The sequence below is a fragment of the Streptomyces sp. NPDC088400 genome (assembly GCF_044753355.1).
GTDB lineage: Bacteria > Actinomycetota > Actinomycetes > Streptomycetales > Streptomycetaceae > Streptomyces.
On the sequence record NZ_JBIVMZ010000003.1, the window covers coordinates 779,462 to 802,379 of the forward strand.

The 22,918-nt window shown below is 69.8% G+C and carries 21 protein-coding genes; 7 read left to right on the forward strand and 14 right to left on the reverse strand.

The genetic code is table 11. The features are described 5' to 3' along the window. Window positions 1-254 precede the first annotated feature (254 nt). From ACIQD6_RS11030 to ACIQD6_RS11045, 4 genes are all read left to right on the forward strand, one after another. Window positions 255-1,004: an ABC transporter ATP-binding protein gene (locus ACIQD6_RS11030; RefSeq protein ID WP_401880632.1), complete on the forward strand. Its 750-nt coding sequence runs from the start codon at window positions 255-257 to the stop codon at window positions 1,002-1,004. Then, entirely contained in the window at window positions 1,001-1,846 is an 846-nt protein-coding gene (locus ACIQD6_RS11035; RefSeq protein WP_401880634.1) for an ABC transporter permease, read from the forward strand. Before ACIQD6_RS11030 ends, ACIQD6_RS11035 begins: the two co-directional genes overlap by 4 nt. 75 nt (window positions 1,847-1,921) lie before the next feature. Further along, window positions 1,922-2,953, forward strand: coding sequence for an ABC transporter substrate-binding protein (locus ACIQD6_RS11040; protein ID WP_401880636.1), 1,032 nt, complete (start codon window positions 1,922-1,924; stop codon window positions 2,951-2,953). Further along, entirely contained in the window at window positions 2,940-3,743 is an 804-nt protein-coding gene (locus ACIQD6_RS11045) for an ABC transporter permease (protein WP_401880638.1), read from the forward strand. Before ACIQD6_RS11040 ends, ACIQD6_RS11045 begins: the two co-directional genes overlap by 14 nt. Window positions 3,744-3,811: 68 nt before the next feature. On the opposite strand, the gene ACIQD6_RS11050 is transcribed toward ACIQD6_RS11045, so the two are convergent. Further along, window positions 3,812-4,735 carry an NADP-dependent oxidoreductase gene (locus ACIQD6_RS11050; RefSeq protein WP_401880640.1) on the reverse strand — a complete coding sequence of 308 codons (924 nt, stop codon included), beginning with the start codon at window positions 4,733-4,735 and terminating at the stop codon, window positions 3,812-3,814. A 113-nt stretch (window positions 4,736-4,848) separates the two neighbouring features. Further along, on the reverse strand, window positions 4,849-5,259 hold the full coding sequence (locus ACIQD6_RS11055) for a winged helix-turn-helix transcriptional regulator (RefSeq protein WP_401880642.1): 411 nt from the start codon (window positions 5,257-5,259) through the stop codon (window positions 4,849-4,851). A gap of 272 nt (window positions 5,260-5,531) precedes the next feature. Between ACIQD6_RS11055 and ACIQD6_RS11060 the strand changes: the two genes are divergently transcribed. After that, complete coding sequence (locus ACIQD6_RS11060; protein WP_401880644.1) at window positions 5,532-6,701, forward strand: DMT family transporter; 1,170 nt, start codon at window positions 5,532-5,534, stop codon at window positions 6,699-6,701. Here ACIQD6_RS11060 and ACIQD6_RS11065 read toward each other — a convergent pair. Together ACIQD6_RS11065 and ACIQD6_RS11070 are read right to left on the reverse strand one after the other, a co-directional pair. After that, window positions 6,582-7,907, reverse strand: a complete 1,326-nt coding sequence (locus ACIQD6_RS11065) for a transglycosylase family protein (protein ID WP_401880646.1) — start codon at window positions 7,905-7,907, stop codon at window positions 6,582-6,584. The two genes, ACIQD6_RS11060 and ACIQD6_RS11065, sit on opposite strands and share 120 nt — an antisense overlap. A 218-nt stretch (window positions 7,908-8,125) precedes the next feature. Beyond that, window positions 8,126-9,520 carry an ROK family protein gene (locus ACIQD6_RS11070; protein ID WP_401880647.1) on the reverse strand — a complete coding sequence of 465 codons (1,395 nt, stop codon included), beginning with the start codon at window positions 9,518-9,520 and terminating at the stop codon, window positions 8,126-8,128. A 126-nt stretch (window positions 9,521-9,646) separates the two neighbouring features. Here ACIQD6_RS11070 and ACIQD6_RS11075 point away from each other — a divergent pair, with 126 nt between their 5' ends. Next, window positions 9,647-11,074, forward strand: coding sequence for a GH1 family beta-glucosidase (locus ACIQD6_RS11075; protein ID WP_401880649.1), 1,428 nt, complete (start codon window positions 9,647-9,649; stop codon window positions 11,072-11,074). A 173-nt stretch (window positions 11,075-11,247) separates the two neighbouring features. On the opposite strand, the gene ACIQD6_RS11080 is transcribed toward ACIQD6_RS11075, so the two are convergent. From ACIQD6_RS11080 to ACIQD6_RS11105, 6 genes are all read right to left on the reverse strand, one after another. Continuing rightward, window positions 11,248-12,291 (reverse strand): PfkB family carbohydrate kinase, encoded by a 1,044-nt coding sequence (locus ACIQD6_RS11080; RefSeq protein ID WP_401880651.1) that lies wholly within the window; start codon window positions 12,289-12,291, stop codon window positions 11,248-11,250. Then, entirely contained in the window at window positions 12,288-13,280 is a 993-nt protein-coding gene (locus tag ACIQD6_RS11085) for a zinc-dependent alcohol dehydrogenase family protein (protein ID WP_401880653.1), read from the reverse strand. Before ACIQD6_RS11085 ends, ACIQD6_RS11080 begins: the two co-directional genes overlap by 4 nt. Next, a complete protein-coding gene (locus ACIQD6_RS11090; RefSeq protein WP_401880655.1) occupies window positions 13,281-14,186 on the reverse strand; it encodes a carbohydrate ABC transporter permease in 906 nt (301 codons plus the stop codon). It lies immediately after the preceding gene. Then, on the reverse strand, window positions 14,183-15,166 hold the full coding sequence (locus ACIQD6_RS11095; RefSeq protein WP_401880656.1) for a carbohydrate ABC transporter permease: 984 nt from the start codon (window positions 15,164-15,166) through the stop codon (window positions 14,183-14,185). Before ACIQD6_RS11095 ends, ACIQD6_RS11090 begins: the two co-directional genes overlap by 4 nt. After that, on the reverse strand, window positions 15,163-16,542 hold the full coding sequence (locus tag ACIQD6_RS11100) for an ABC transporter substrate-binding protein (RefSeq protein ID WP_401880658.1): 1,380 nt from the start codon (window positions 16,540-16,542) through the stop codon (window positions 15,163-15,165). The genes ACIQD6_RS11095 and ACIQD6_RS11100 overlap by 4 nt, the downstream gene beginning before the upstream one ends. Before the next feature lie 181 nt (window positions 16,543-16,723). Then, entirely contained in the window at window positions 16,724-17,485 is a 762-nt protein-coding gene (locus ACIQD6_RS11105; protein ID WP_401880660.1) for a DeoR/GlpR family DNA-binding transcription regulator, read from the reverse strand. A 421-nt stretch (window positions 17,486-17,906) separates the two neighbouring features. Between ACIQD6_RS11105 and gndA the strand changes: the two genes are divergently transcribed. Further along, on the forward strand, window positions 17,907-19,349 hold the full coding sequence (gndA, locus tag ACIQD6_RS11110) for an NADP-dependent phosphogluconate dehydrogenase (protein WP_401880662.1): 1,443 nt from the start codon (window positions 17,907-17,909) through the stop codon (window positions 19,347-19,349). A 423-nt stretch (window positions 19,350-19,772) separates the two neighbouring features. On the opposite strand, the gene ACIQD6_RS11115 is transcribed toward gndA, so the two are convergent. The 4 genes from ACIQD6_RS11115 to ACIQD6_RS11130 all read right to left on the reverse strand — a co-directional run bounded on the left by ACIQD6_RS11115 (window position 19,773) and on the right by ACIQD6_RS11130 (window position 22,868). Then, window positions 19,773-20,420 carry an aspartate/glutamate racemase family protein gene (locus ACIQD6_RS11115; RefSeq protein WP_401880664.1) on the reverse strand — a complete coding sequence of 216 codons (648 nt, stop codon included), beginning with the start codon at window positions 20,418-20,420 and terminating at the stop codon, window positions 19,773-19,775. 109 nt (window positions 20,421-20,529) lie between these two features. Next, complete coding sequence (locus ACIQD6_RS11120) at window positions 20,530-20,874, reverse strand: GNAT family N-acetyltransferase (RefSeq protein WP_401880666.1); 345 nt, start codon at window positions 20,872-20,874, stop codon at window positions 20,530-20,532. Window positions 20,875-20,890: 16 nt separating this feature from the next. After that, window positions 20,891-21,433, reverse strand: coding sequence for a DoxX family protein (locus ACIQD6_RS11125; protein WP_401880668.1), 543 nt, complete (start codon window positions 21,431-21,433; stop codon window positions 20,891-20,893). A gap of 175 nt (window positions 21,434-21,608) precedes the next feature. Beyond that, window positions 21,609-22,868 carry an SGNH/GDSL hydrolase family protein gene (locus ACIQD6_RS11130; RefSeq protein WP_401880669.1) on the reverse strand — a complete coding sequence of 420 codons (1,260 nt, stop codon included), beginning with the start codon at window positions 22,866-22,868 and terminating at the stop codon, window positions 21,609-21,611. Between the last annotated feature and the right edge of the window lie 50 nt (window positions 22,869-22,918).

Genomic DNA, 22,918 nt, shown 5'->3' on the forward strand with positions numbered 1-22,918 from the left:
GGCCGAAAACCGGTCCAGGCTCTGATCTTCGTAGTCGGAAAGGCGATTTCCATCCATGGAAGTCGAGCACGACGCCGCTGTGACCATCATGTTCATGGCGGCCGTGACAGATCCGGCCAGTGAGAGATCCGGCCGTGACGGATCTGGAGAGACCTGGAGGTCTTCGTGCGACATCGCCACAGGACGTGGGCCGGCGGCGGCCGGCCCGGAGCCATGGGCGCGGCCCGGTCCATACGGACGGGTGTGGTCGGCCGATGAGCGCCTTCATGTCCGTACGTGGCGTCAGCAAAACGTATGTGGCCGCGAACCGTTCACGGGTCGTGGCGCTGGACGATGTCGACCTCGAGGTCGCGGACGGGGAGATCGTCGCCCTCATCGGCCCGTCGGGGTGCGGGAAGTCGACGCTCCTGCGGATGATCGCCGGGCTGGACACCGACTTCGAGGGCGAGCTCGCCTGGTCCAGGCAGCCCCGCCCCGGCAAGGACATCGGCTACGTCTTCCAGGAACCGGCGCTGCTGCCGTGGCGGACGGTGGAACGCAACGTCTCCCTGGGACTGGAAGCGCAGCGGGACAAGTCGCCCGCGGGCCGGCAGCGGGTGCGCTCACTGCTCGAACTCGTCGGTCTCGACGACTTCGCCGGATCGTTCCCGAAGGAGCTCTCCGGCGGTATGCGCCAGCGCGCCGCCATCGCGCGGGCGTTGGCCTACGACCCGCAGATCCTGCTCATGGACGAGCCGTTCGGCGCACTCGACGCGATCACCCGGGACCGGCTGCACGACGACCTGTTGCGTATCTGGGAGACCACGCGCAAGACCATCATTTTGGTCACGCACAGCGTGGAGGAGGCCACTTACCTGGCCGACAAGGTGGCGGTGATGACGGCGCGGCCGGGCCGGATCAAGGCCGTGCACAAGGTGCCGCTCGACCGCGACCGTACTCCCAGAACCAGACAGCTGCCGCAGTTCGCCGAGTTCGCCGGCATGCTCCGACAGGAGCTGGAATGAGCAGCGGCACGGTGACGCGGAAGGGTCCACCCCTCGGCGGCGAGCGGCAGCCGGCGAAGTCCCGAGCGGCCCGCAAGCGCGCGCCGCTCGGGCGGGCAGCGGTGCGGATCCTGACCGTCGCTGCCTACCTGTTCGTGGTCATCGCCGCCTGGAGTGTGTACGTCCGGACTGCGGACGTTCCGAGCTACCTGCTTCCCGCGCCGGACAAGGTCTGGTCCGCGGCGGTGGAACTGGTACGGAACGGCCAACTCTGGCCCAACCTCGGCTACACGCTCCGCAACATCGCGTTCGGCTTCGTCGTCGGGTCGCTGATCGGTGTCGCCCTGGGCTGGGTCCTGTGGGCGTCCAGGACCGTACGCGAGATCTTCGCCCCGTACATGGTCCTGCTCCAGGCGGCCCCGAAGATCGCCGTGGCCCCGCTGCTCGTGCTCTGGTTCGGTCTCAGCCTCACCTCCCAGTACGCGCTGATCCTGCTGCTCGTGTTCTTCCCCATGACCGCCGCCACGATGCTGGGGCTGCGTGACGTCCCGGCGGACGTGGCCACCCTGGGGAAGCTGCTGAATCTGTCCCGCCGGCAGTACCTGCGGACGATCCAGCTCCCCGCCGCCATGCCGGCGATGCTGGCCGGCGCGAAGATCGCCGTCATCGACGCCATGACAGGCGCCTTCCTCGCCGAGTATCTGGCCTCCGAGCGTGGCCTGGGCTATCTCATGGTTCTCGGCAACACCTCCAACAACACACCGCTGTTGATCGCCGCCGTACTGATCACGGTGGTGGTGGGACTCCTCGGCTTCGGGCTCGTCTCGTTGGCCGAACGACGGCTCCTGCGCTGGAGTCGCTGACTCCCGACGCATACCGTCCGTACCGCCGACCTCCGCGTCGCCGAACTCCGCACCCCCGCACTTCCAAGGAGAATCATGAAGATAGACCGTCGTCACGTGGCCGGCCTCGGATCCGCCGCACTGCTCGTGGGCATGGCCACAGCGTGCAGCCCCGCCTCTTCGTCGGACGAGTCCGACTCCGAGTCCGGTGGGATCAAGAAGGTCACGATCCAGATCGACGGATCGGCCGCTCCGTACTACGCGCCGCTCTACGCGGCCAAGGAGCAGGGCTACTTCAAGAAGGCCGGCCTCGACGTGTCCTTCACGTACGCCCAGGGGTCGGACATCGTCAAGAACGTCGCGGCGGGCAATGTCGACTTCGGCTTCCCGAACGGCGACTCGGTGATCACCTCGTACGGTCAGGGGGTCAAGACGAATGTCGTCCACACCACCTACCAGCAGGGGATCGGCGCCATGCTGTCGAAGACCGGCACGGGCATCAAGTCGCCCGCCGATCTCCGCGGCAAGATCATCGGTGTCACCGACCTCGGCAGCCCCAACTACATCCAGCTTCAGGCCATGCTGAAGAGCGCGAAGCTGAACATCAGCGATGTGAAGGTCCGTACGATCGGCACCGGTGTCATCGTCGACGCGCTGAAGAACGGCCAGGTCGACGGCATCGTCTTCTCCCGGCTTCGCTACTACGCCCTGAAGTCGGCCGGGGTGGACGTGCAGCAGATGCTCAGTGACAAGTACCTGCCGTCGTTCGGCAATGTGGTCGTGGCCAGCCCCGAGACGGTCGAGGACAACCCGAAGAGGGTCAAGGCGTTCGATGACGCCCTCAACCAAGGCATCGAGTACACCATCAAGAACCCGGCGGCCGCGGTCAACATGTCCGTCTCCAAGTACGCCCCCTCGTTCAAGGGGCAGGAGAAGGACATCACGGGCATCATCAACGACGTCTTCGCCAAGAGCCTGTGGCAGTCGCCCACCACCAAGAAGGACGGCCTCGGCCAGCCGGACGTGGACCGCTGGCAGAAGGCGATCGACGCGCAGGCCGACTTCAAGATCATCGATGAGAAGTTCGACGCCGGCGACATGGTGGTGAAGCCGAATGACCTCGGCTAGCACGCACGCGCCGCGCGCGCGGCCGGACGGCCCGCCGAGATCCGTCCGGCCCCTCGTGGTCGGTACGGTCTCGCTGGTCGCCGGGGTCGTGCTGTGGTGGCTGGTGACCGTGCTGTTCGATGTGCCGCCCTACAAGCTGCCCACCCCGGGCGCGGTGGTCGGCCACGGCTGGACGCTGGCGCAGGACGGCGTGCTCGGCGTGCACATCGCGCAGACGCTCGCGGAGGTCGTGCAGGGCGTGCTGATCGGGAGTTCGATCGGCGTGGTCCTCGCGATCGCCTTCGTGCGGATGCCCTGGGCCGAGCGCGTGCTGATGCCGCTGATCGTGATCGCGCAGGTGACACCGAAGATCTCGATCGCCCCCCTGATCGTGCTCTGGCTCGGCCTGGGGATCGGTTCCAAGATCGCGCTGGTCGCCCTGGTGTCGTTCTATCCGGTGCTGATCAACATGATCACGCGGCTGCGCTCCATCCCCACGAGCGTCGACGACCTGGCCCGGCTCCTGAAGATCGGCCCGGTGGCCCGCGCCATCAAGATCGATCTTCCGTTCAGCCTGCCGGCCATCGCCGTCGGCCTGCGGCTGGGGATCCTCCAGGCCGTGACCGCGGCGGTCATCGGTGAGTTCATCGGAGCGCAGGCGGGGCTCGGCTATCTGGAGAAGCAGGCCCAGGACAACGACGACATCCGGCTCGTCATCATCACGCTCGGCCTGCTCTGCCTGCTGGCCTGGGCGATGTACGCACTGGTCGGCCTGGTCGAGCGCAAGCTCACCGCGCGCTTCGGCGCCTGAGTCCGTCCGGCGGGTCCCCAGGCTTGTGGCCTGGGGACCCGCCGCACGTCAGCGCGGGTTCAGGGTGTTCACGGCACCAGCACGATCCGGCCGCGCAGACCGCCCTGGGCGAGCCGGGCGTGGGCTTCGGCCGCCTGCGACAGGGGGTAGGTCTCAGCGACCCGCGGCGTCAGCAGGCCGACCTCGGCGAGCGCGGACAGGTACGAGAGACGGGTCCCTTCGGGACCCGCGCTGGTGAGCCGCACCACCACGCCCCGCTGCGACTCCGGCACCACGTCACTCCTCACGCTCACGAAAAGGCCGCCGTCGCGGGCAGCCGCCAGCGCGGGGGCGCCCTGCGCCGCCGCGTCGAACACGCCGTCCACGCCCTCCGGCACGAACCGGCGCACCGCCTCACTCAGTTCCTCGTCGCGCGACACGAACCAGGTGGCGCCACGATCGCGGAGAAACTCCTCGTCCTCGGGCCGCCCCTGCGCGACGATCCGCACCCCCCGCATCCGGGCCAGCTCGACGGCGTAGCCGCCAACGGCCCCGGCGGCGCCCGTGACAAGCAGCGTGTCGCGGGCGTGCAGCGGGAAATTCTCCAGGGCCAGTGAGGCGGTCATCGCGTTCAGAGGGATCGTCGCCGCGAGCGTCAGATCCATACCCTCCGGAGCGAGGGCAACAGAGTTGAGGTCGGTCACCAGGTATTCGGCCTGAGCCTTCGTCGGGCGCAGCACAGGGGCATCGAACGCGATCACCGGAGTTCCGACCTCCAAGGAGACACCCACACCGACCGCGTCGACCGTCCCGGCGGCGTCCAGACCGAGCCCGGTGTACTCGACCTCCCCCAACGGCCTGAAGAACCCGGACCAGACACCGGCGTCCGCCGGATTGAGCGCGGCGGCCGCGACCTTGATACGGACCTCCAGGGGACCTGGTTCCGGGAGGGGGGCCTCCACGACCTCGACTACCTCGGATCCACCGGTCTTCTTCACGACTGCTGCGCGCATGACTTCGTTCTTCCCTTTGGCTGTTCGAACACTGTGAACGCTACGAACGCTAAGCGAGTTACGATCTATTCGTAAGTAGGCACTTCAAAGTGCGTTACGCCCCTGAGCTGTCCTTACTGGCCGGTCTTCCGGGTGTCGTAGCGTGCTCGCGCCTCGTCGACCTCATCCGTGTTGTCTGCGGCCCAGTCATGTACCTGGGCCAGCAGGCCGTACAGGCCCTGTCCGAGCGGGGTCAACTCGTAGTCGACCCGTACGGGCACTGTCGGCGTGACCGTCCGTTTCACCATGCCGTCGCGCTCGAGCATGCGCAGGGTCTGGGTGAGCATCTTCTGGCTGACGCCCGGGATCTCCCGGCTGATGTGGCTGTATCGCATCGCGTCGCCGTACAACCCGAGGGTGCACATCGTCAGGCTGACCCACCGGTTGCTGATCGTCGAGAGCAACGCCACCGCGGGACAGTCATGCATGTACGCCTCGTACGTGCCGGGCTCGATCTGGCGCGTCGGCTTCGCCTTGGTGGTCATCCATCTCTCCTGCCAGGAATGCAACGCACTGAAAAGTACCTACTTCCGAATCGATCGTAACCGACCTGGAGTTCGTGGCATGCGAATGCGCGAACGGAAGAGCGCGGATCGTGCACACCGGACGATGTCTGCCTGCGGTCGGGTACTCCCCGCTGACCTGGGAACCCATCCGTGGGAGTACTCCTGTCCCCGTCCGTACGCCGATAGCACTACGCCGGATTTGCCTCTTCAGGACGACGCCGAAATCGCGCGGACGAGAGATCGTGGGATACATGAGTGCACTCGCCCTGTCCGTGCTGCTGTCCCTGGTCTCCGCGGTCGCCTACGCCTCCGGAGCGATCCTTCAGGAGCGCGTCGCCGCGGCCACCCCCGCCCGCCCGTACGCGCCCCTGCACCACGGGGTCTGGTGGGCCGCCGTGGCACTGAACGGCCTGGGCGCCACCCTGCACGTCGTCGCGCTGGCGTACGGCCCGCTCAGCCTGGTCCAGCCGCTCGGCGCGCTCACCATCGTCTTCGCGCTGCCCATGGCGGCGCTCTTCGTGGGCCGCAAGGCCGGGCACACCGCCTGGCGGGGCGCGCTCATGGCGACCGTGGGACTGGCCGGGCTGCTCGCTCTGACCGGGGGCACGGACTCGCACTCGCTGGCCGGCGGGGAGCGGCTGATCCTGGCCCTGGCCACCTTCGGCGGAGTCGGTGTGATCTTCCTGGCCGCGCAGTTGGTGGGCCGGCCGGTGGTACGGAGTGTGCTCCTGGCGGGCGCGGCCGGTGTCGCGTTCGGTATCGCCTCGGTCTTCACCAAGACCGTGGCGGTGGACTGGGCCTCGGACCAGGTGGCCATGCAGGTGCCGAGCCTCGCGGTGATCGCGGTCCTCGCGGCGGGCGGGCTGCTGCTGTCCCAGGCGTCCTACCGGGGCGCCGGCCTGGCCGCCCCACTGGCCACGGTCACGGTCGTCAACCCGGTGGTGGCGGCGGCCGTCGGGCTGACCCTGTTCGGCGAGAACTTCCAGTACGGCGTGCTGGGTACGGGGCTGGCGCTGGGCTCGGGTCTCGTGGCGGCCGGCGGGCTGATCCTGCTCACCACCGAGCGTATGGGCACCTCGCACGACAGCACGTCGGTGTCATCGGCCGCGCACTCGTCGTCAGGGGGCGAGTTGCCCGACGGCCAGGGGGCGCCGGTCGGCGTGCCCGAGGAGTCGGGCACACTCCCGGCCGGCTTCGGCGTACCTCTGGAGATCGGCGCGTCCGGGGATTTCGGCGCGTCCCCGAACGTCCTCGCGTCGCCGAACGTCCTCGCGTCCGCGCGCTCGGGCCGTGGCGGACCGTCAGAGGCGGACGCCGCCCGCTCGCAGGTAGGCGAGGGGATCGATGTCGCTTCCGTAACCCGGCCCCGTACGCATCTCGAAGTGGAGATGCGGTCCCGTGCTGTTGCCGGTGGATCCTGACCGGGCGATCCGCTGACCGCTGCCGACCGACTGGCCTTCGCGCACATTGAGCGCGGAGAGGTGCGCGTACTGGCTGTACTTGCCGTCGGAGTGGCGGATGACGACCTGGTAGCCGTACGCCCCCGCCCAGCCGGCCGAGACCACGTGCCCGGCGGCGACGGCCTTCACCGAGGTGCCGGTGGGGACCGGGAAGTCGACACCGGTGTGGTATCCGCTGGCCCAGGAACCGGGCTGGCGGTACTGGGTGCCGGTGGAGGACGAGACCGGGGCGGTGATGTCGGCGGTCCCCGGCTTCTCGGCCTGCGTCTTGCGGACCTTCTGGGCCTTCGGTTTTTCCGCCTGCTCGGGCTTCTCTGCCTGCTTCGGTTTTTCCGCCTGCTTCGGCTTCTCGGCCTGCTTCGGCTTCTCCGCCTGCTTGGCCTTGGCGGCCTGCTTCGGCTTCGCCGTCTCCTTGGGAGCCTTCTCCTTGGGGGACGCGGTGGCGCTGCCCTTGGCCGGTGCCTGGACGTGCAGCACCAGCTTCTGGCCGGGGAAGATCACATCGGGGTCGCTGCCGATGAGACGGCGGTTCTCCTCGTACAGCCGCTGCCAGCCGCCCTTGACGGATTCCTCCACGGCGATCCCGGAGAGCGAGTCTCCGCGGGCCACGGTGTATCCCTCGCGCTGCGTGGGCACGCTGGTGGGCGACGCGGCCTTCTTCTGCTGGATCCGCTTCTGCCGATCCGGCTCGCTCTTGGTCCGGATCGGTCCGCTCTTCGCCACGGTCTCGGCCTGGGGCGCGTTCCCGGTGGCGCGGGACTTCTCCGGTGCGACGTCGGGTGCCTCGCCGCCACGGGTCAGTCCGGCGGTGCCCGAGCAGGCGGGCCAGGCTCCCGGACCCTGCCCCTTGAGCACCTTCTCCGCGACGGCGATCTGCTGGTCCTTGGTGGCGAGGTCGGCGCGGGGGGCGAAGTTCCCGCCGCCGTACGCCTCCCAGGTCGACTGGGTGAACTGGAGTCCGCCGAAATAGCCGTTACCCGTGTTGATGTCCCAGTTGTTGGTCGACTCGCAGGCCGCGACCTTCTCCCAGACATCCACGGATGCCCCATGCGCCGACCCGGCGGCGATCAGGGGAAGGGCCATGCCCGCGCCACCCGCCGTCACAGTCAGCGAGGCGCGGTTGATACGACTGGGCTGGTATCGGCGGTGCCGACCGGTTGCGGCCATGACTTCGCTCCCCCACTGGCAGTAGGACACGTCGCACGCGGTCAACTTATGGGCTGGGCACGGACCATGACAAGGCCTCACCTACGCTCCGACCGCATCTGCGCACACAGCGTGCCACCTTGACGGCCGACGCGTCCTCCCGAGCCGAAAATTGGCTGTCATTGACAACGGCGTCCGCGCGAGGGCTCGTTGACGACAGCCCCCGCACGAGTGCTCGTTCAGACCGAGGTTCCCGTGATTTCGGTGGCCTCCATGGCTCCGGCGGCTCGGTCGGGTTCGACGGCACGGTCGGTTTCGGCGGCTCGGTCGGTTTCGGCTCGGTCACGCAGCCAGCGCCGGCTGTCCGCCTCGACCACCGGATCGGCGATGCGCGGACGGCTCCCGCCCCGCGCGAGAAACGCCGCGAGAGGCAGTGTGGCCGCGCCGACCGTCACCGCGTCGGGGCCGAGCCGGCCCAGGTCGATCGTGGTGCGTGCCGCCGCGTGACGGAGGGCGTACGCCCGCGCGTGCCGCCGGATCGCCGGCAACAGATGCGGGCCGATGAGCAGTCCCGCCCAGCCGCCGAGAAGAATGCGTTCGGGCTGGAAGAGGTTGATCAGATCAGCGCAGGCCGCACCCAGACATTCGGCGGTCTCGTCGAGCAGGGACACCGCCGTCGGGTCGACCGGGGGGCCGCCGGGCCGGGGAAAGGCCGCGACCAGCAGGGCGGCCACGGCGGTCTCGTCGTCCGCGTCGTCCGGAAGTGGCCCGCCCGCTTCGGACCACCTCTCGCGCATCGCCTGCGCTCCGGCGTACGCCTCCAGACAGCCCAGAGAGCCGCAGCGGCACCGGCGGCCGCGCAACTGCACGGTGGTGTGGCCCCATTCGAGTGCGCTGCCCTGACCGTCCTCGTCGGACACGGCGCCGCTCCGGACGACGCTCGCGCCGATACCTGAGCCGAGGAGCGCGACGGCCGCCGTACCGGCTCCTCGGCCGGCGCCGAACCACATCTCGGCCTGGCCGAGGGTTCTGGCGCCGTTGTCGATGAACAGCGGTACCCCGGCCGGGACTTCGACCACGGCGCGCAGCAGCTTCTCGAACGGCACCGCGGTCCAGCCGATGGTCTGGCCGTGGACGACCGTGCCCTCCGGCCCGCCGCGCTCGACGATGCCGGGGACACCGATACCGATGCCGAGGAGCCGCCCCACGTCGGCGCCCGCGTCACGCAGGACGTCGGCGATGCCCGTACGGACATGAGAGACGATGCGTCCGACGTCATAGCCGTGCTGGGTCAACAGCCGGTCGGTGCGGGCGAGTTCGGTGAGAGACAGGTCGAACAGCTCGACACGGACGCGCGTTTCGCCGATGTCGATGCCGATGAGCAGGCCACCGCCGGGAGCGACGCGCAGCAGCGTGCGGGGCCGGCCCCCGTCGGAGTCGACCACGCCGGCCTCTTCCAGGAGGCCCTCGGCGGCGAGTTCGGCGACGACATTGCTGATGGATCCCGAGCTCAGACCGGTCGCGGGGCCGAGCTCCTGGCGGCTCAGCGGGCCGTCGAAGTACAGCCGCCGCACGACCAGTGCGCGATTGCCCCTCCGTAGGTCACGTACGGTCCGCCTGTCGCGTTCTGCCATGGTGCTCCCTCCCCCTGTTGCCTCTCCCGGACGCAACATACCCCTGCCGGCGCCCTTGACGCGCCCTTCTCTCACCTCTTAAATCACGTCATGAATTAAGACCGGCCGGTCTAAGAAGCCTGGCGCATGGGTGGGCGGCGTCCGAGCGGCCGAGCACATCAAGTGCCCCCTACAGAGAGGCAGTCCGTGAGCGACCTCACCGATCTCACCGCCCTTCCGGCCGACTTCACCTGGGGCGTCGCCACCGCCTCGTACCAGATCGAGGGAGCGGTGGCGGAGGACGGCCGCTCCCCGTCGATCTGGGATACCTTCTCCCACACGCCCGGCACCATCGACAACGGTGACACCGGCGATGTGGCCTGCGACCACTACCACCGGGTCCCCGAGGACATCGGGCTGATGAAGCGGCTGGGCGTCGGCGCGTACCGCTTCTCGCTCGCCTGGCCCCGGGTCGTGCCCGGCGGCGACGGACCGGTCAACAAGGCCGGACTCGCCTTCTACGACCGGCTGGTGGACGGTCTGCTGGAGGCGGGCATCACCCCGTTCGCGACGCTCTACCACTGGGACCTGCCGCAGACCCTTCAGGACCGGGGCGGCTGGCCGGCCCGGGACACCGCCGAGCACTTCGCCGCGTACGCCTCCGCCGTGGCCGAGCGTCTCGGCGACCGGGTGAAGGACTGGGCGACGCTCAACGAGCCGCTGTGCTCGGCGTGGATCGGCCATCTCGACGGCAGCATGGCGCCCGGGGTGCGGGATCTGACCGCCGCCGTACGCGCCTCGTTCCATCTGCATCTCGGGCACGGCCTGGCGGTGGAGGCGATCCGCGCGGCCTCCTCGGACGCGCGGATCGGCATCGTCAACAATCTCAGCCCGATCGAACCGGCCACCGACAGCGAGGCGGACCACGCGGCCGCCGTCCGGGCCGACGGCCACACCAACCGCTGGTGGCTGGACCCGATCCACGGCCGCGGCTACCCGCAGGACATGCTCGACCTGTACGGCGTGGAGCTGCCCGAGCGCCCCGGCGACCTGGCGACCATCGCGGCGCCGCTGGACTGGCTGGGGCTGAACTACTACTTCCGCCAGATCGTCCAGGACGACCCGGCCGGCACGGCTCCGTACGCCCGGCAGATCGCGGTACCGGACGCCCGCCACACCCATATGGGCTGGGAAGTGCACGCGGACGGCCTGGAACAGCTGTTGATCCGGCTGACCGACGAGTACGGCGCGCGACGCGTCTATGTCACCGAGAACGGCTCGGCCTTCCCGGACACCGTCCGCCCGGACGGCACCATCGACGACCCGGAGCGCGCCCGGTACCTGGACGAACATCTGGCCGCCTGCGCGCGGGCCGTGGCGAAGGGCGCTCCGCTCGCCGGGTACTTCGCCTGGTCGCTGCTGGACAACTTCGAGTGGGCGTACGGCTACGACAAGCGGTTCGGTCTGGTGCATGTGGACTACGCGACACAGCTGCGCACCATCAAGGCCAGCGGTCACCACTACGCGGATCTCATCCGCTCCGTACGGAGCAGCGGCGGCGGCGAGGGCACCTGAGCCACGGCCACGGAAGCAGGGGCGCGAGGCCCGGCGGCCCGGCGGCCTGCCACCGTGCGAAAAAGGCCGGAGCCACCGCCTCTCCGGGGGGGGAGGGACGGTGGCTCCGGCTGTGGTGAGGACCGTGGTCCTCAGAACACGAGGGCTCCCGTACGGATACGCGGAACGGATGCTCAGATACGGGCCGGCATCGAAGGCAGCGACGGTTCCGTACCGGACTGGGCGACCACCGAAGCGGCCACCTCGGAGGCGAACCCCAGCATGGCCGCCACCTTGTCACGCGGCAGCCGGCTCACACCGCCGGCGCCCAGCACGCCCGTGGCACCGCCGCCCGGGGAGCCGGCGGATCCGACGGCCCCGTTGGCGGTGAGCCAGTGCAGGACGCCCGCCATGAAGGCGTCACCGGCGCCGATCGTGTTGACCACCTCGACCGGCACCGCGGGCACGGACACCGGCTCGGCGGAGCCGCTGTAGGCCGTGCTGCCCCGGGCACCCCGGGTGAGCACCACGAGCCGGCCCTCTCCCGCCAGCCGCCGGCAGGTCTCGTCGGGATCGGTGTCCGGCCACAGGCGCCCGAGGTCCTCGTCGCTCGCCTTGACGACATGCGCCAGGGAGCACAGCTCCCGCAGCCGGCGCACGCTCAGCTCCGGGTCGAGCGTACGGTCCTCGCGCACATTGGGGTCCACGACCAGCAGGGACTGTTCGGCACCCGCGCGTGCGGTGGCCGCCACGGCTTCGGCCGCCGGTTCGACGACCGCGCCCAGTCCGCCCACGTACACCGCGGCGAACTCCGCCACCTCGGCGGAGCGGTCCGGCAGTTGGAAGGTGGCGGTGTCCGCGAGGTGGAAGTGGTAGCCGGTGCCGTCCGGGCCCGGGTCGGCGACCGCGAGCGTGGTGGGCAGCTCCGAGCGTGCGCAGAGGCCGAGTCGCGTACCGGCGGAGGCCAGTCGCTGTTCGATCATCCGGGCGAAGCCGTCGCCGCCGAGCGCGCCCGCGAACCAGCTGGGCGTGGACAGCCGGGCCAGCCCCGCGGCGACATTGGCGGGCGCGCCGCCGGGCTGGGCCCGCAGCGTCTCCGGATCGTCCGGCGACGGGACGAGGTCGATGAGCGCCTCTCCCATCACCAGGACGGCACCGGTTCCTGGCCCCGGTCCGGCACCGGGGCGGGGTCCGGCACCGGCGACGGCGCCGGACCCCGCGTCGGGACCTTCGGTCACGGCTGCACCACGATCTTCCGTCCCTTGCCCGCCTTGAACTGGTCGAGCGCCTGCGGGTACTGCTCCAGCGGCAGCCGGTCGCTGATGAAGACCGCCGGGTCGAGCACCCCGGTGGCGAAGAGCGCGGCGGCCCGCTCGTAGCTGTGCAGCACCGCCATGGAGCCGGTGATGGTGATCTCCTGGTTGTAGATGCGGTACGGCTCGATGACCGCGGTCGTCGCGTAGTCGGCGACGCCGAACTGGAGGAAGGTGCCGCCCTTGGCGACCCGGCCGAGGCCGTCCTGGATGGCCTTCGCGTTACCGGTGGCGTCGATGACGAAGTCCCAGCCACCGGGCCGGTCGAACTCGTCCGCCGAGGTGGCCGAGTTCGAGCAGCCGAGCTTCGTGGCGGTCGCCAGCCGCTCCGGGTTGATGTCCAGGACGTCGACGACGGCGGCGCCGGTGCGCTTGGCGAGCTCCAGCATCATCAGGCCCATGGTTCCGGAGCCGTAGATCAGCACCTCGGCGCCGAGAGTGGAGCTGTTGAGCACGTCGTAGCCGCGGACCGCGCAGGACAGGGGCTCGATCAGCGCCGCGTCCCGCACATCGATGTGGTCGGGCAGCCGGACGCAGTTGGCCACGGGCGCGACCGCGAACTCGGCCGCTCCGCCGGGCTTGCTGACGCCGATGGCGTTCCACTTGTCGCACAGGTTGGCCCGCCCGGAGCGGCAGTAACGGCACTCGTGGCAGTACAGCGACGGGTCGACGGCGACCTTGTCGCCCACGGACAGCTCGGTGACGTCGGAGCCCAGACCCACGATCTCGCCGGCGAACTCGTGACCGGGCACGATCGGCAGGGTGGGCGCGAACTCGCCCTGCAGAATGTGCAGGTCCGTACCGCAGATTCCGCAGGCGGCGACGGAGACGACGACGTCACGGGGGCCCGGGGTGGGGTCGGGAACCGTCGTGACGGAGACCTTGCCGGGGGCTTCGATAATCGCTGCCCTCATTTATTTAACAGCTCCAAGAGAAAGGCCCTGGACGAGTTTGTCCTGGGCGGCGAAACCTGCGGCGAGCACCGGCAGGGACACGACGACGGACGCCGCGCACAGTTGAGCGAGGAAGAGCCCCTGGCTGGTCACGAAGCCCGTCAGGAACACGGGTGCGGTCTGGGCCGTCACGGACGTGAGCACCCGGGCGAACAGCAGCTCGTTCCAGCTGAAAATAAAGCAGATCAGGGAGGTGGCGGCGATTCCGGGGGCCGCCACCGGGGCCACCACCCGGGCCAGGACGGTCGGCAGCCGGGCCCCGTCCACCTGCGCCGCCTCGATGATGGAGACCGGTACGTCCGCGAGGAAGGACTGCATCATCCACACCGCGATCGGCAGGTTCATCGAGGTGTAGAGGATGACCAGCAGCCAGATGTTGTCCAGCATTCCGACGTTGTTGGCGAAGAGGTACACGGGCAGCAGTCCGGCGACCACCGGCAGCATTTTCGTGGACAGGAAGAAGAACATCACGTCCGTCCACTTCTCCACGCGCTTGATCGAGAGCGCGTACGCCGCCGGAAGTGCCAGCACCAGCACCAGCAGCGTGGAGAAGACGGACGCCATCAGGGAGTTGAGCAGCGGCGGCCAGGGGCTGGCCCCGCTCCCGGAGCCGAAGAACACCCGGTAGCTGTCGAGGGTGAGGCCCGCAGCGAACGACGGCGGGTTGGTCGCCGCGTCCGCCTCCGAGTGGAAGGAGGTGAGCAGCATCCAGATGGCCGGCAGGCAGAAGACGATGCCGACGATCCAGGCCAGCAGGCCAAGACCGGCGGTGCGCCGCCTGGCCCGCCGGGACTCGGGAGCGTACGTGTCGATACGGGGCGCGGCCTTGGCGGCCGACGGGGACTGCGCGACGGAGTTGGTGCTCATGCGCGGTTCGCCTCCTCACTGAAGAGGGACGAGACCACACGCAGGGCGAAGGTCGCGATCACGATCGTGCCGATCACGACGACGACTCCGGCGGCGGAGGCCAGTCCGTACTCGTGAGCCTGATAGAAGGTCTGGTAGATGGTGTACGGCAGGTTTGCCGTGCCGAGTCCCCCTGAGGTGAGGGTGAATACGGCGTCGAAGTTCTGCACGATGTAGATCGAGCCGAGCAGGATGCCGAGCTCCAGGTAGCGGCGCAGGTGCGGCAGGGTCAGGTAGCGGAACATCTGCCAGCCGCTCGCGCCGTCCAGCTTCGCGGCCTCCATGATCTCGGCGGGCCGGCTCTGGAGGCCGGCGAGCAGGATGAGCATCATGAACGGGGTCCACTGCCAGATGAGGGAGGTCTCCACGGCCAGCAGCGGCATGTCGGAGATCCAGTCCGGCTGGGAGGGGTTCTCCACGCCGAAGAGTCCGGTGAACCAGGCCCAGCCGCCGTTGAGCAGGCCGTACTCGGGGTTGTAGAGGGCGTGCTTCCACAGCAGCGCCGCCGAGACGGGGACCAGCAGGAACGGGGTGATCAGCAGGGTACGGACGAGTCCGCGGCCCTTGAACTTCCGGTCGAGCAGCAGGGCCAGCAGCAGTCCGAGGACGACGCTGACGATCACGACGGTCGCGGTGAGCAGGACGGTGGTGATCACCGATTCGCGCAGGCTCTCGTCGGTGAACACCGAACCGTAGTTGGAGAGTCCGGCGAAGGCGCGGTTGTCGGGGGCGAGGGAGTTCCAGTTGAAGAGCGAGATCACCAGGGTCGCCACGAAGGGCAGCTGGGTGACCGCGATCAGGAAGACCAGGGCGGGCAGCAACGGGGCTCGGGTGGCCCAGGCGCGGGCCCGTCCGGAGCTCTTACGGGGAGCGTTGGGTGGTGCCGAGGGGTCCGACGAGCCGGCCGGCGACACTGACGGTGTGCTGACGGAGGTACTCACTTCTGCTTCTCACCTACCTTCTCGGCAAGTTCCTGCGAGGTCTTCAGGGCCTCTTCGACTGATTGTTTGCCCGCGATGGCGGCGCTGATCTCCTGCGAGACCTTGGTGCCCAGGTCCGTGAACTCGGGAATGTCGACGAACTGGATGCCGACCGTGGGCCGTGGCTGGGTGCCGGGATCGCGCGGGTTCGCGCTGGCGATCGCCTGCTTGGTGACATCGGCGAACGCGGCGGCGTCCTTCAGGTAGTCGGGGTTGGCGTAGGTCGAGGCGCGCTTGCCGGCGGGCACGTTGGACCAGCCGATCTTCTCGCCGACGAGGTTCTCGTACTCCTTGCTGGACGCCCAGGAGATGAACTTCCAGGCGTTGCCGGACTTCTTCGACGCCTTCTGCATGCCCCAGGCCCAGGTGTACAGCCAGCCGGAGCTCTCGGTCTTGTCCACGGGCGCGGGCACGTAGCCGACCTTGCCCTTGACCCGGGATCCCTTGGCCTCCAGCGATCCGGCGCCGGCGGTGGCGTCGTACCACATGGCCGTCTTGCCCTGGGTCATGTTGTTGAGACACTCGGCGTAGCCGGACTGGGGAGCGCCCGCCTCACCGTGGTCACGGACCAGGTCGACATAGAACTGGGTGGCCTTGGTGAACTCCGGGGAGGTCAGCTCCGCCTTCCAGTCCTTGGTGAACCAGGTGCCGCCCATGGTGTTGACGACACTGGTCAGCGGGGCGATCAGTTCGCCCCAACCGGGCAGTCCGCGCAGGCAGATGCCCTTCATACCGGGCTGGGCGCCGTCCGCCTCGGCGGCGAGATCGGCGACCTCCTGCCAGGTGGGTTTCGCCGGCATCTTCAGGTTCTTCTCCTCGAAGATGTCCTTGCGGTACATGAGGAAGGACGATTCGCCGTAGAAGGGCTCGCCGTACAGCTTGCCGTCCTCGGCGGTGAGGGACTCCTGGAGCGGCGGCAGGATGTCGCCCTGGTCGAAGGCCTTGTCCTTGGCGGCGTACTCGTCGAGCGGGTGCAGCCAGCCGTTCTTCGCGAAGAAGGGCACCTCGAAGTTGCTGATGGTGGCGATGTCGTACTGGCCCGCCTGGTTGGAGAAGTCCTGGGTGAACTTGTCGCGGGCGTCGTTCTCCGGCAGCACGGTGAAGTTGACCTTGATTCCGGTCTCCTTCGTGAAGTGGTCCGCGGTCAGCTTCTGCAACTCGACCATCTGCGGGTTGTTCACCATCAGCACATTGATCGTGTCGGCCCCTCCTGAAGAGGTGCCGCCGGCTCCGGCGCACCCCGCGAGCAGGGCCGTCAGGGCGGCACCCGCGCCCACACGCACGTGGATTCCGCGTGCGCGCACGCGGAATCCACGTGGTCGTTGTTGGAGGGGCATGAGATTTCTCCTGATCATTTCGTTGCGGGAGGGAAAATCCGGGACGGCTCTGTCCTGCCGCCCGCCGGGGTAGGGAGGCCTGCCGCCCGCCGGGGAGGGGGGAGGAGGCGGGGGCAGTGGGGACAGGGAGCCGTGGGGCTGCGGGGAACAGGGGCCCGTGACCGGGGCGAGTGGCATCGATTCAGACGCGGATGACCTGCGGCCCCAGCAAGGAGTAGCGCTGAGCCTCGGCCGAGGGGAGCCCCGTGTCCGTGACGATCGATTCGAAGTCCCCGACCTCGGCGAAGCGGCAGAAGCTGACCGCGCCGAACTTGGTGTGGATTCCGGCGAAGACCCGGCGCCGAGCGCTCCGCATGGCCTGGGACTTCACCTCGCTGACGGCCGGATCGGGGGTGGTGAGGCCGAACTCACGAGAGATGCCGTTCGCTCCCACGTACGCCAGGTCGATGACGAAGTCGGCGAGCATTCGGGTGGTCCAGTGGTCGACCGTGGCCATCGTGGAGCCACGTACCCGGCCGCCGAGCAGCAGCACGACCATTTTCTCGGAGTCGGCCAGCGCGCTCGCCACGGCGAGCGACGCGGTGACGACGGTCAGCGGCCGGTCACGGGGCAGCGCCTCGGCGACGAGCTGAGGGGTGAAGCCCTCGTCGACGAAGACCGTTTCCGCGTCACCGAGGAGCTCCGCGGCGGCGGCCGCTATCCGCGACTTCTGGGGTACGAGTCGGGTCGTCCGGGCCGCGAGGTTGGTCTCGAAACCGGCGCTCTCCACCGGATAGGCACCGCCGTGGGTGCGCCGCACCAGCCCGTGTTCCTCCAGGGTGTGCAGGTCACGCCGGACGGTCTCCTTGGCCACGAGAAGTTTCACGGCCAGCGCGCTGACCTCGACCGACCCGTCACGCCGGGCGATCTCAAGAATCTCTCGTCGACGCTCGTCGGTGTCCACGACAACACTTCCCTGCTCTGCTGCGGCTCAGCACCCGTTCGGGCTCATGCGTCGTTTGTACAAGCAAGGCACCCGCCGCCACCAGGTCCCTCACACGACCGACTATGACCGTTCATGCCCGTTTGACAGCCAGCATTCATGCTGGTCAACGACGCAGGAAGGGACGATGTTGCACGTATCACTGCCCGATTGGCGCCCTGTTCGCGCCCGTTCGGTGCCCGCCGCGGTACGTGCTTTCTCCGTAAGCGGAGCCCGTACGGGAGCAGCACTCGTGCTCGCACCGTGGACAGGGCACGCCACGGGAGGGCCGGAATGCGTAACCTTCCTGGCAGCTTGACGATTGTTGAACGGCCGTGTTCGCCCGTACGTATCGCCTTCCGGCGGGCGCGGCACATCCGAACGAACATCCAGGAGCACACGCATGAGTGGTACTGCCCAGATCGGCGTCACCGGACTCGCGGTGATGGGCCGCAATCTTGCCCGTAACTTCGCCCGCAACGGATTCACGGTGGCGCTGCACAACCGCACCGCGTCGAAGACCCGTGCTCTGGTGGACGAGTTCGGCGAGGAGGGAACCTTCGTCGCGGCCGAGTCGGCGGAGGAGTTCGTCGCGGCGCTGGAGCGGCCTCGCCGCCTGGTCATCATGGTGAAGGCCGGCGATCCGACGGACGCCGTGATCGAGGAGTTCGCCCCCCTGCTGGAGGAGGGCGACGTCATCATCGACGGTGGTAACGCGCACTTCGCCGACACCCGGCGCCGGGAGAAGGAACTGCGCGAGCGCGGCATCCACTTCGTCGGCGTGGGCATCTCGGGCGGCGAGGAGGGCGCGCTGCACGGCCCGAGCATCATGCCCGGCGGCTCCACCGAGTCGTACGCCTCGCTCGGACCGCTGCTGGAGCGGATCGCCGCGAAGGCCCCCGACGGGACGCCCACGGTGGCGCACATCGGCCCGGACGGCGCGGGTCACTTCGTGAAGATGGTGCACAACGGCATCGAGTACGCCGACATGCAGCTGATCGCCGAGGCCTACCACCTGCTGCGGTCCGTCGCCGGTTACTCCCCCGCGAAGATCGCGGAGACCTTCCGGACCTGGAACACGGGCCGGCTCGACTCGTACCTGATCGAGATCACGGCGGAGGTGCTCGCCCATACGGATGAGGCCACCGGCAAGCCGTTCGTGGACATCGTGACGGACCAGGCCGAGCAGAAGGGCACCGGACGCTGGACCGTGCAGATCGCCCTCGACCTGGGGGTCCCGGTCTCCGGTATCGCCGAGGCGGTCTTCGCCCGCTCCCTCTCCGGGCACGCCGCACTGCGCGAGGCGTCCCGCTCGCTGCCCGGCCCGTCGGCGGCGCCGCTGGGCGAGGCCGAGGCGGCGCGCTTCGCCGACCAGGTCGAGCAGGCGCTCTACGCGTCGAAGATCGTGTCGTACACCCAGGGCTTCCACCAGATCCAGGCGGGCAGCGAGGAGTACGGCTGGAACATCGACTCCGGTTCGGTCGCCGCGATCTGGCGGGCGGGCTGCATCATCCGCGCCGCGTTCCTCGACCGGATCCGCGCGGCGTACGACGCGCAGCGCGACCTGCCGAGCCTGCTGTCGGACAAGCAGTTCGCCGAGGAGATCGGCGCGGCGCAGGACGACTGGCGCGCGGTGGTCGCCGCCGCCGTGCAGCAGGGTGTCCCGACGCCGGGCTTCTCGGCGGCGCTCGCGTACTACGACGCGCTGCGCGCCGAGCGGCTGCCCGCCGCGCTCACGCAGGGGCAGCGCGACTACTTCGGCGCGCACACCTACCGGCGTACGGACCGCGAGGGCTCGTTCCACACCCTCTGGGGCGGCGACCGTTCCGAGGTCTCGTCCAGCTGAGACCGTCCCCCGATTGCCGGCCGGTCTGAAACCGGTCGACTCGGCCGACTGATCACGCCCGGCCGGCTACGGCCGGCCGGGCGATTCCGTCCGGCCGAGCGGCCCGGGTGCGGGCTGGGGCTCCGGCTCCGGCAGGGGGGTGGGGCCCGGCGGGCTCGGAACCGGGTCCGGCGGAGGTACGGGCAAGGGGCTCGGCGGCGTCGGGACCGGCCCCGGGCCCGGCGGGCCGGGCGGCGGATTGGGCGACGGCGGTACGGGATCAGGAGGCGATACGGGGTCGGGGTACGGGCTGGTCATGCCTGACCTCCAGCAGCCAGTAGTACGGGAGTCGTTCCTTCCCAATGTCTCGCGGTGCGCGTGCCCACGCGCGCCGGGTCCCACGCATGATCGGCGCGGATCCTTCGGGAGCCGCGCCGATCGCCGTCAGCGGGCGGCGCTCGCGGCGGCTTCCGCGATCATCTCGGCGGCCGCGGTCAGTCCCGGCCGCGGGCTGGAGAGCACGGGAACTCCGTTGGTGGTGCGCCCGGCCGCGTCGGCCATCGATGCCTGCGCCAGCACGATCACGTCCACTCCGGTGACGCCGTCGACAGCCGCGGCCACCGCGTCCAGATAGCCGTCGTGGTCGCCGGCCTCGAAACGCTCCCAGGCCCCCGCGACCAGCAGCGTCCGCAGGTCGACGGGCCGCCCGGCCGCTTCCTGGCGGATCAGCGCGACCGTCGGTTCCAGGGTGCTCTCCAAGGCCGCGATCACCGCGACCCGGCCGGCCGAGGCCGCCACCGCGGCCATCGGCCGGTCGACCCTGAGCACGGGCACACCGAGGGCCCCGGCCGCGTCCTCGGCCACACCGCCGATGGTCGAGCAGGTGCACAGCACGGCCGTCGCCCCCTCCTCGACGGCGGTCGCGAGCAGCGCCCCGACATCGGCCGCGACGGCCTCCGGGCCTTCGGCCCTGGCCCTGGTCAGCAGGTCCACGTCCACGAGGTGCCGCAGCGCGAGTCCTGGGTGGTCGGCATCCCGGAGAGCGTCGAAGGCCGGGACATGGACGGGAGACGTGTGCAGGAGAGCCAGCATGATCGCGATGCTAGGCCCTGTCCCATCGATCTTGCCGGCCCGACCTGGTGCCGCTCACGGCGCCAGACGAAGGGATGGGTTCTCGAGGTGCCCGATGTGCTCAATCCGCTCACCAGGGCCGCCGGTTGGCGCCCAGCTGCCGCTCCGCCGCCTCGACCGCTCCGGCCGGCGCCGCGGGAGCCTCGTCCGGATGGCGCTGCGCCCACCTGGCCGCGTACGGGCACAGCGGAACCACAGGCATCCCCTCGCGCCCCGCCATCGCGTAGAACTCCCGTACCAGCGCACCCGCGATGCCCTTGCCCTCCTGGCCTTCCTCCACCACGGTGTGCACCGCGACCAGGGCGGCAGGGGTGCCGGTCAGGGCGAAGTAGGCGATGACTCCGACGCGCCGGCCGTCCTCGTACGCCTCCAGGCGGCCCGTCGAGCGGCTGTCGCGGATGTTGAGATCTGTCATGAGAACGGTCTCCCTGTCAGAACTCTGAGCGCGACGCCTCTTCTTCGCGGTCTGCCGCCAGAGCCTTGGCCCGCTTCTGAATGATCACGGCCGCCGCGACCGCGCTCGCCGCGAAGGCTACGGGCACCATCCAGGGCTGGTCGAGACGGTGGCAGGTGACGTGGTCGAGGGAGTAGCGGCCGGCGCCCATGAGAGCGATCGAAGCGGCGGTCCAGCCGAGGTGGCCCGGATGCTCGAAACCCCCTTCCTGGGCGAAGAATCCGCTGGGGGCATGCACCGACGTCGCCGCGGCCATGCCGCCCGCCGCCGCCGCGCCGGCGGCCGGGGTGGCCAGGCCCAGGGCCAGCAGCGCGCCACCGCCGGCCTCGGCGAGTCCGGAGGCGATCGCGCTCGGCCGGCCGGGCCGGAAGCCCATGGCCTCCATCCCCCGGGCGGTCGCGTCGATCCCGCCGCCGCCGAACCAGCCGAACAGTTTCTGGGTGCCGTGCGCGACGAGCACCCCTCCGGTGCCGAGCCGCAGGACGAGCAGGCCGAGATCGCTTCGGGAGGGACAGGTCATGGCGGACTCCGGGGGTATCGGGGTGCTTGACGAAGGGACGAAGGGATGAGGCCGTACGACTCCACTGTCCGCGCCCCGGTACGCGGGAGGTCAGTGTTGCTGGGCCGTACGGGTCGGCACGGAACGCGGGGCCGGTGATGTCACCCGCCCCGCGCCCACTACCGGCTGAGGCCGGTCACCGGTCGCAGCGCAGACTGCCGATGTCGATGGCGTCACTCATGACCTTCATGCCCGCGTCGTTCGGGTGCAGATGGTCCCCGCTGTCGTACGCGGGGAGGATCTTCGCGGGGGCTGCCGGGTCCTTGACCGCCGCGTCGAAGTCCACGACCGCGTCGAACGCGCCACTGCCACGGACGAAGGAATTGACCGCTTGCCGGACCGCTTCGCCGCTCGCGTTCCACTCCCCCCAGCCCTCGTACGGCATGACGGTCGCGCCGACGACACAGGCACCGGCGGCATGGCTCCGCCGGATGATCTCCCGGTATCCGTCGATCACTTGGGCGGCCGTGGGAGCCGGAGTGGCCTTGATGTCGTTGACGCCCTCCAGAAGGATCACCGTGCGCAGCCCCCGCTGCGACAGGACGTCCCGGTCCAGCCGCTTCAGGGCGCTCACCCCGGCGCCGTCCGACAGGACCTTGTTGCCGGAGATTCCCTCGTTGGCGACGCCCTTGAGGGTGGTGCGGCGGTCGTTCCGCAGCCGTTCCGCGAGGAAGTCGGGCCAGCGGCGGTTGGCGTCGGCGGTCGAGATGGCGCCGTCGGTGATCGAGTCGCCGAGTGCCACGACGGCTCCGGTGCCGCGCGGGGCGTCGACCACCACCGCGTCGAGGTAGTAACGGAAGGTCGTCCGCTGCGTGTAGGCGGTGTCGGACTCCTCGGCGGCATGATCACCGGCGGGCGCGATGTACGAGGTCTGGAGGCCCATCCGGTGGCCGGTGGCGGTACCGGCCGCGTCCTGTACGTACACGCTCACGGCCAGGTCGGCCGCCGGGCGTACGGACCCGCGCAGCGGGTCGCTGTACACGGAGCCGCCGGGCGGGACGGTGACCGAGGCGGCGCCCCGGAAGGTCAGCGCGCGGTTGGTGCCGGGCACCAGGGCCGCGCCCGAGGCCCGTACCCCGGCGTAGGCGCGGCCGAAGGTCACCGGCTGCTCGCCGAAGGCGTTGGACAGGCGGATCCGCAGGCCGCTGCCGCCCGCGCTGGTGTGGACGACGATCCGGTGGGTCCGCGCGGGAACCGCGGCATCCAGCCGGTCGGCGCTGGCACCCCAGGTGACGACAGATGTGGTGGGCGCGGCGGGCACCGTGACGGCGGTGGGCGCGGCGGCGGGGGCAGTACCGGCGGAGGCCGCCGTCGGGGCGGCGAGGACCGCGCTGACAGCGAGGGCGAGAACGGCGACGGCGCTCCGGGCGCATCGGGGTAACTCCGGTCTGGTCATTGCGGGTTGATCCCTCTCGTAGCGGGAGTCGTGCCCATGTCATTAATGGC

Coding starts and splice junctions, on each gene's coding strand:
- ACIQD6_RS11065 (WP_401880646.1), bottom strand. CDS start 7,907: ATGGCCGCAACCGGTCGGCACCGCCGATACCAGCCCAGTCGTATCAAC.
- ACIQD6_RS11120 (WP_401880666.1), bottom strand. CDS start 20,874: ATGACAGATCTCAACATCCGCGACAGCCGCTCGACGGGCCGCCTGGAG.
- ACIQD6_RS11100 (WP_401880658.1), bottom strand. CDS start 16,542: ATGCCCCTCCAACAACGACCACGTGGATTCCGCGTGCGCGCACGCGGA.
- ACIQD6_RS11045 (WP_401880638.1), top strand. CDS start 2,940: ATGACCTCGGCTAGCACGCACGCGCCGCGCGCGCGGCCGGACGGCCCG.
- ACIQD6_RS11040 (WP_401880636.1), top strand. CDS start 1,922: ATGAAGATAGACCGTCGTCACGTGGCCGGCCTCGGATCCGCCGCACTG.
- ACIQD6_RS11030 (WP_401880632.1), top strand. CDS start 255: ATGAGCGCCTTCATGTCCGTACGTGGCGTCAGCAAAACGTATGTGGCC.
- ACIQD6_RS11055 (WP_401880642.1), bottom strand. CDS start 5,259: ATGACCACCAAGGCGAAGCCGACGCGCCAGATCGAGCCCGGCACGTAC.
- ACIQD6_RS11125 (WP_401880668.1), bottom strand. CDS start 21,433: ATGACCTGTCCCTCCCGAAGCGATCTCGGCCTGCTCGTCCTGCGGCTC.
- ACIQD6_RS11075 (WP_401880649.1), top strand. CDS start 9,647: ATGGGTGGGCGGCGTCCGAGCGGCCGAGCACATCAAGTGCCCCCTACA.
- ACIQD6_RS11130 (WP_401880669.1), bottom strand. CDS start 22,868: ATGACCAGACCGGAGTTACCCCGATGCGCCCGGAGCGCCGTCGCCGTT.
- ACIQD6_RS11085 (WP_401880653.1), bottom strand. CDS start 13,280: ATGAGGGCAGCGATTATCGAAGCCCCCGGCAAGGTCTCCGTCACGACG.
- ACIQD6_RS11035 (WP_401880634.1), top strand. CDS start 1,001: ATGAGCAGCGGCACGGTGACGCGGAAGGGTCCACCCCTCGGCGGCGAG.
- ACIQD6_RS11060 (WP_401880644.1), top strand. CDS start 5,532: ATGAGTGCACTCGCCCTGTCCGTGCTGCTGTCCCTGGTCTCCGCGGTC.
- ACIQD6_RS11050 (WP_401880640.1), bottom strand. CDS start 4,735: ATGCGCGCAGCAGTCGTGAAGAAGACCGGTGGATCCGAGGTAGTCGAG.
- gndA (WP_401880662.1), top strand. CDS start 17,907: ATGAGTGGTACTGCCCAGATCGGCGTCACCGGACTCGCGGTGATGGGC.
- ACIQD6_RS11090 (WP_401880655.1), bottom strand. CDS start 14,186: ATGAGCACCAACTCCGTCGCGCAGTCCCCGTCGGCCGCCAAGGCCGCG.
- ACIQD6_RS11115 (WP_401880664.1), bottom strand. CDS start 20,420: ATGCTGGCTCTCCTGCACACGTCTCCCGTCCATGTCCCGGCCTTCGAC.
- ACIQD6_RS11070 (WP_401880647.1), bottom strand. CDS start 9,520: ATGGCAGAACGCGACAGGCGGACCGTACGTGACCTACGGAGGGGCAAT.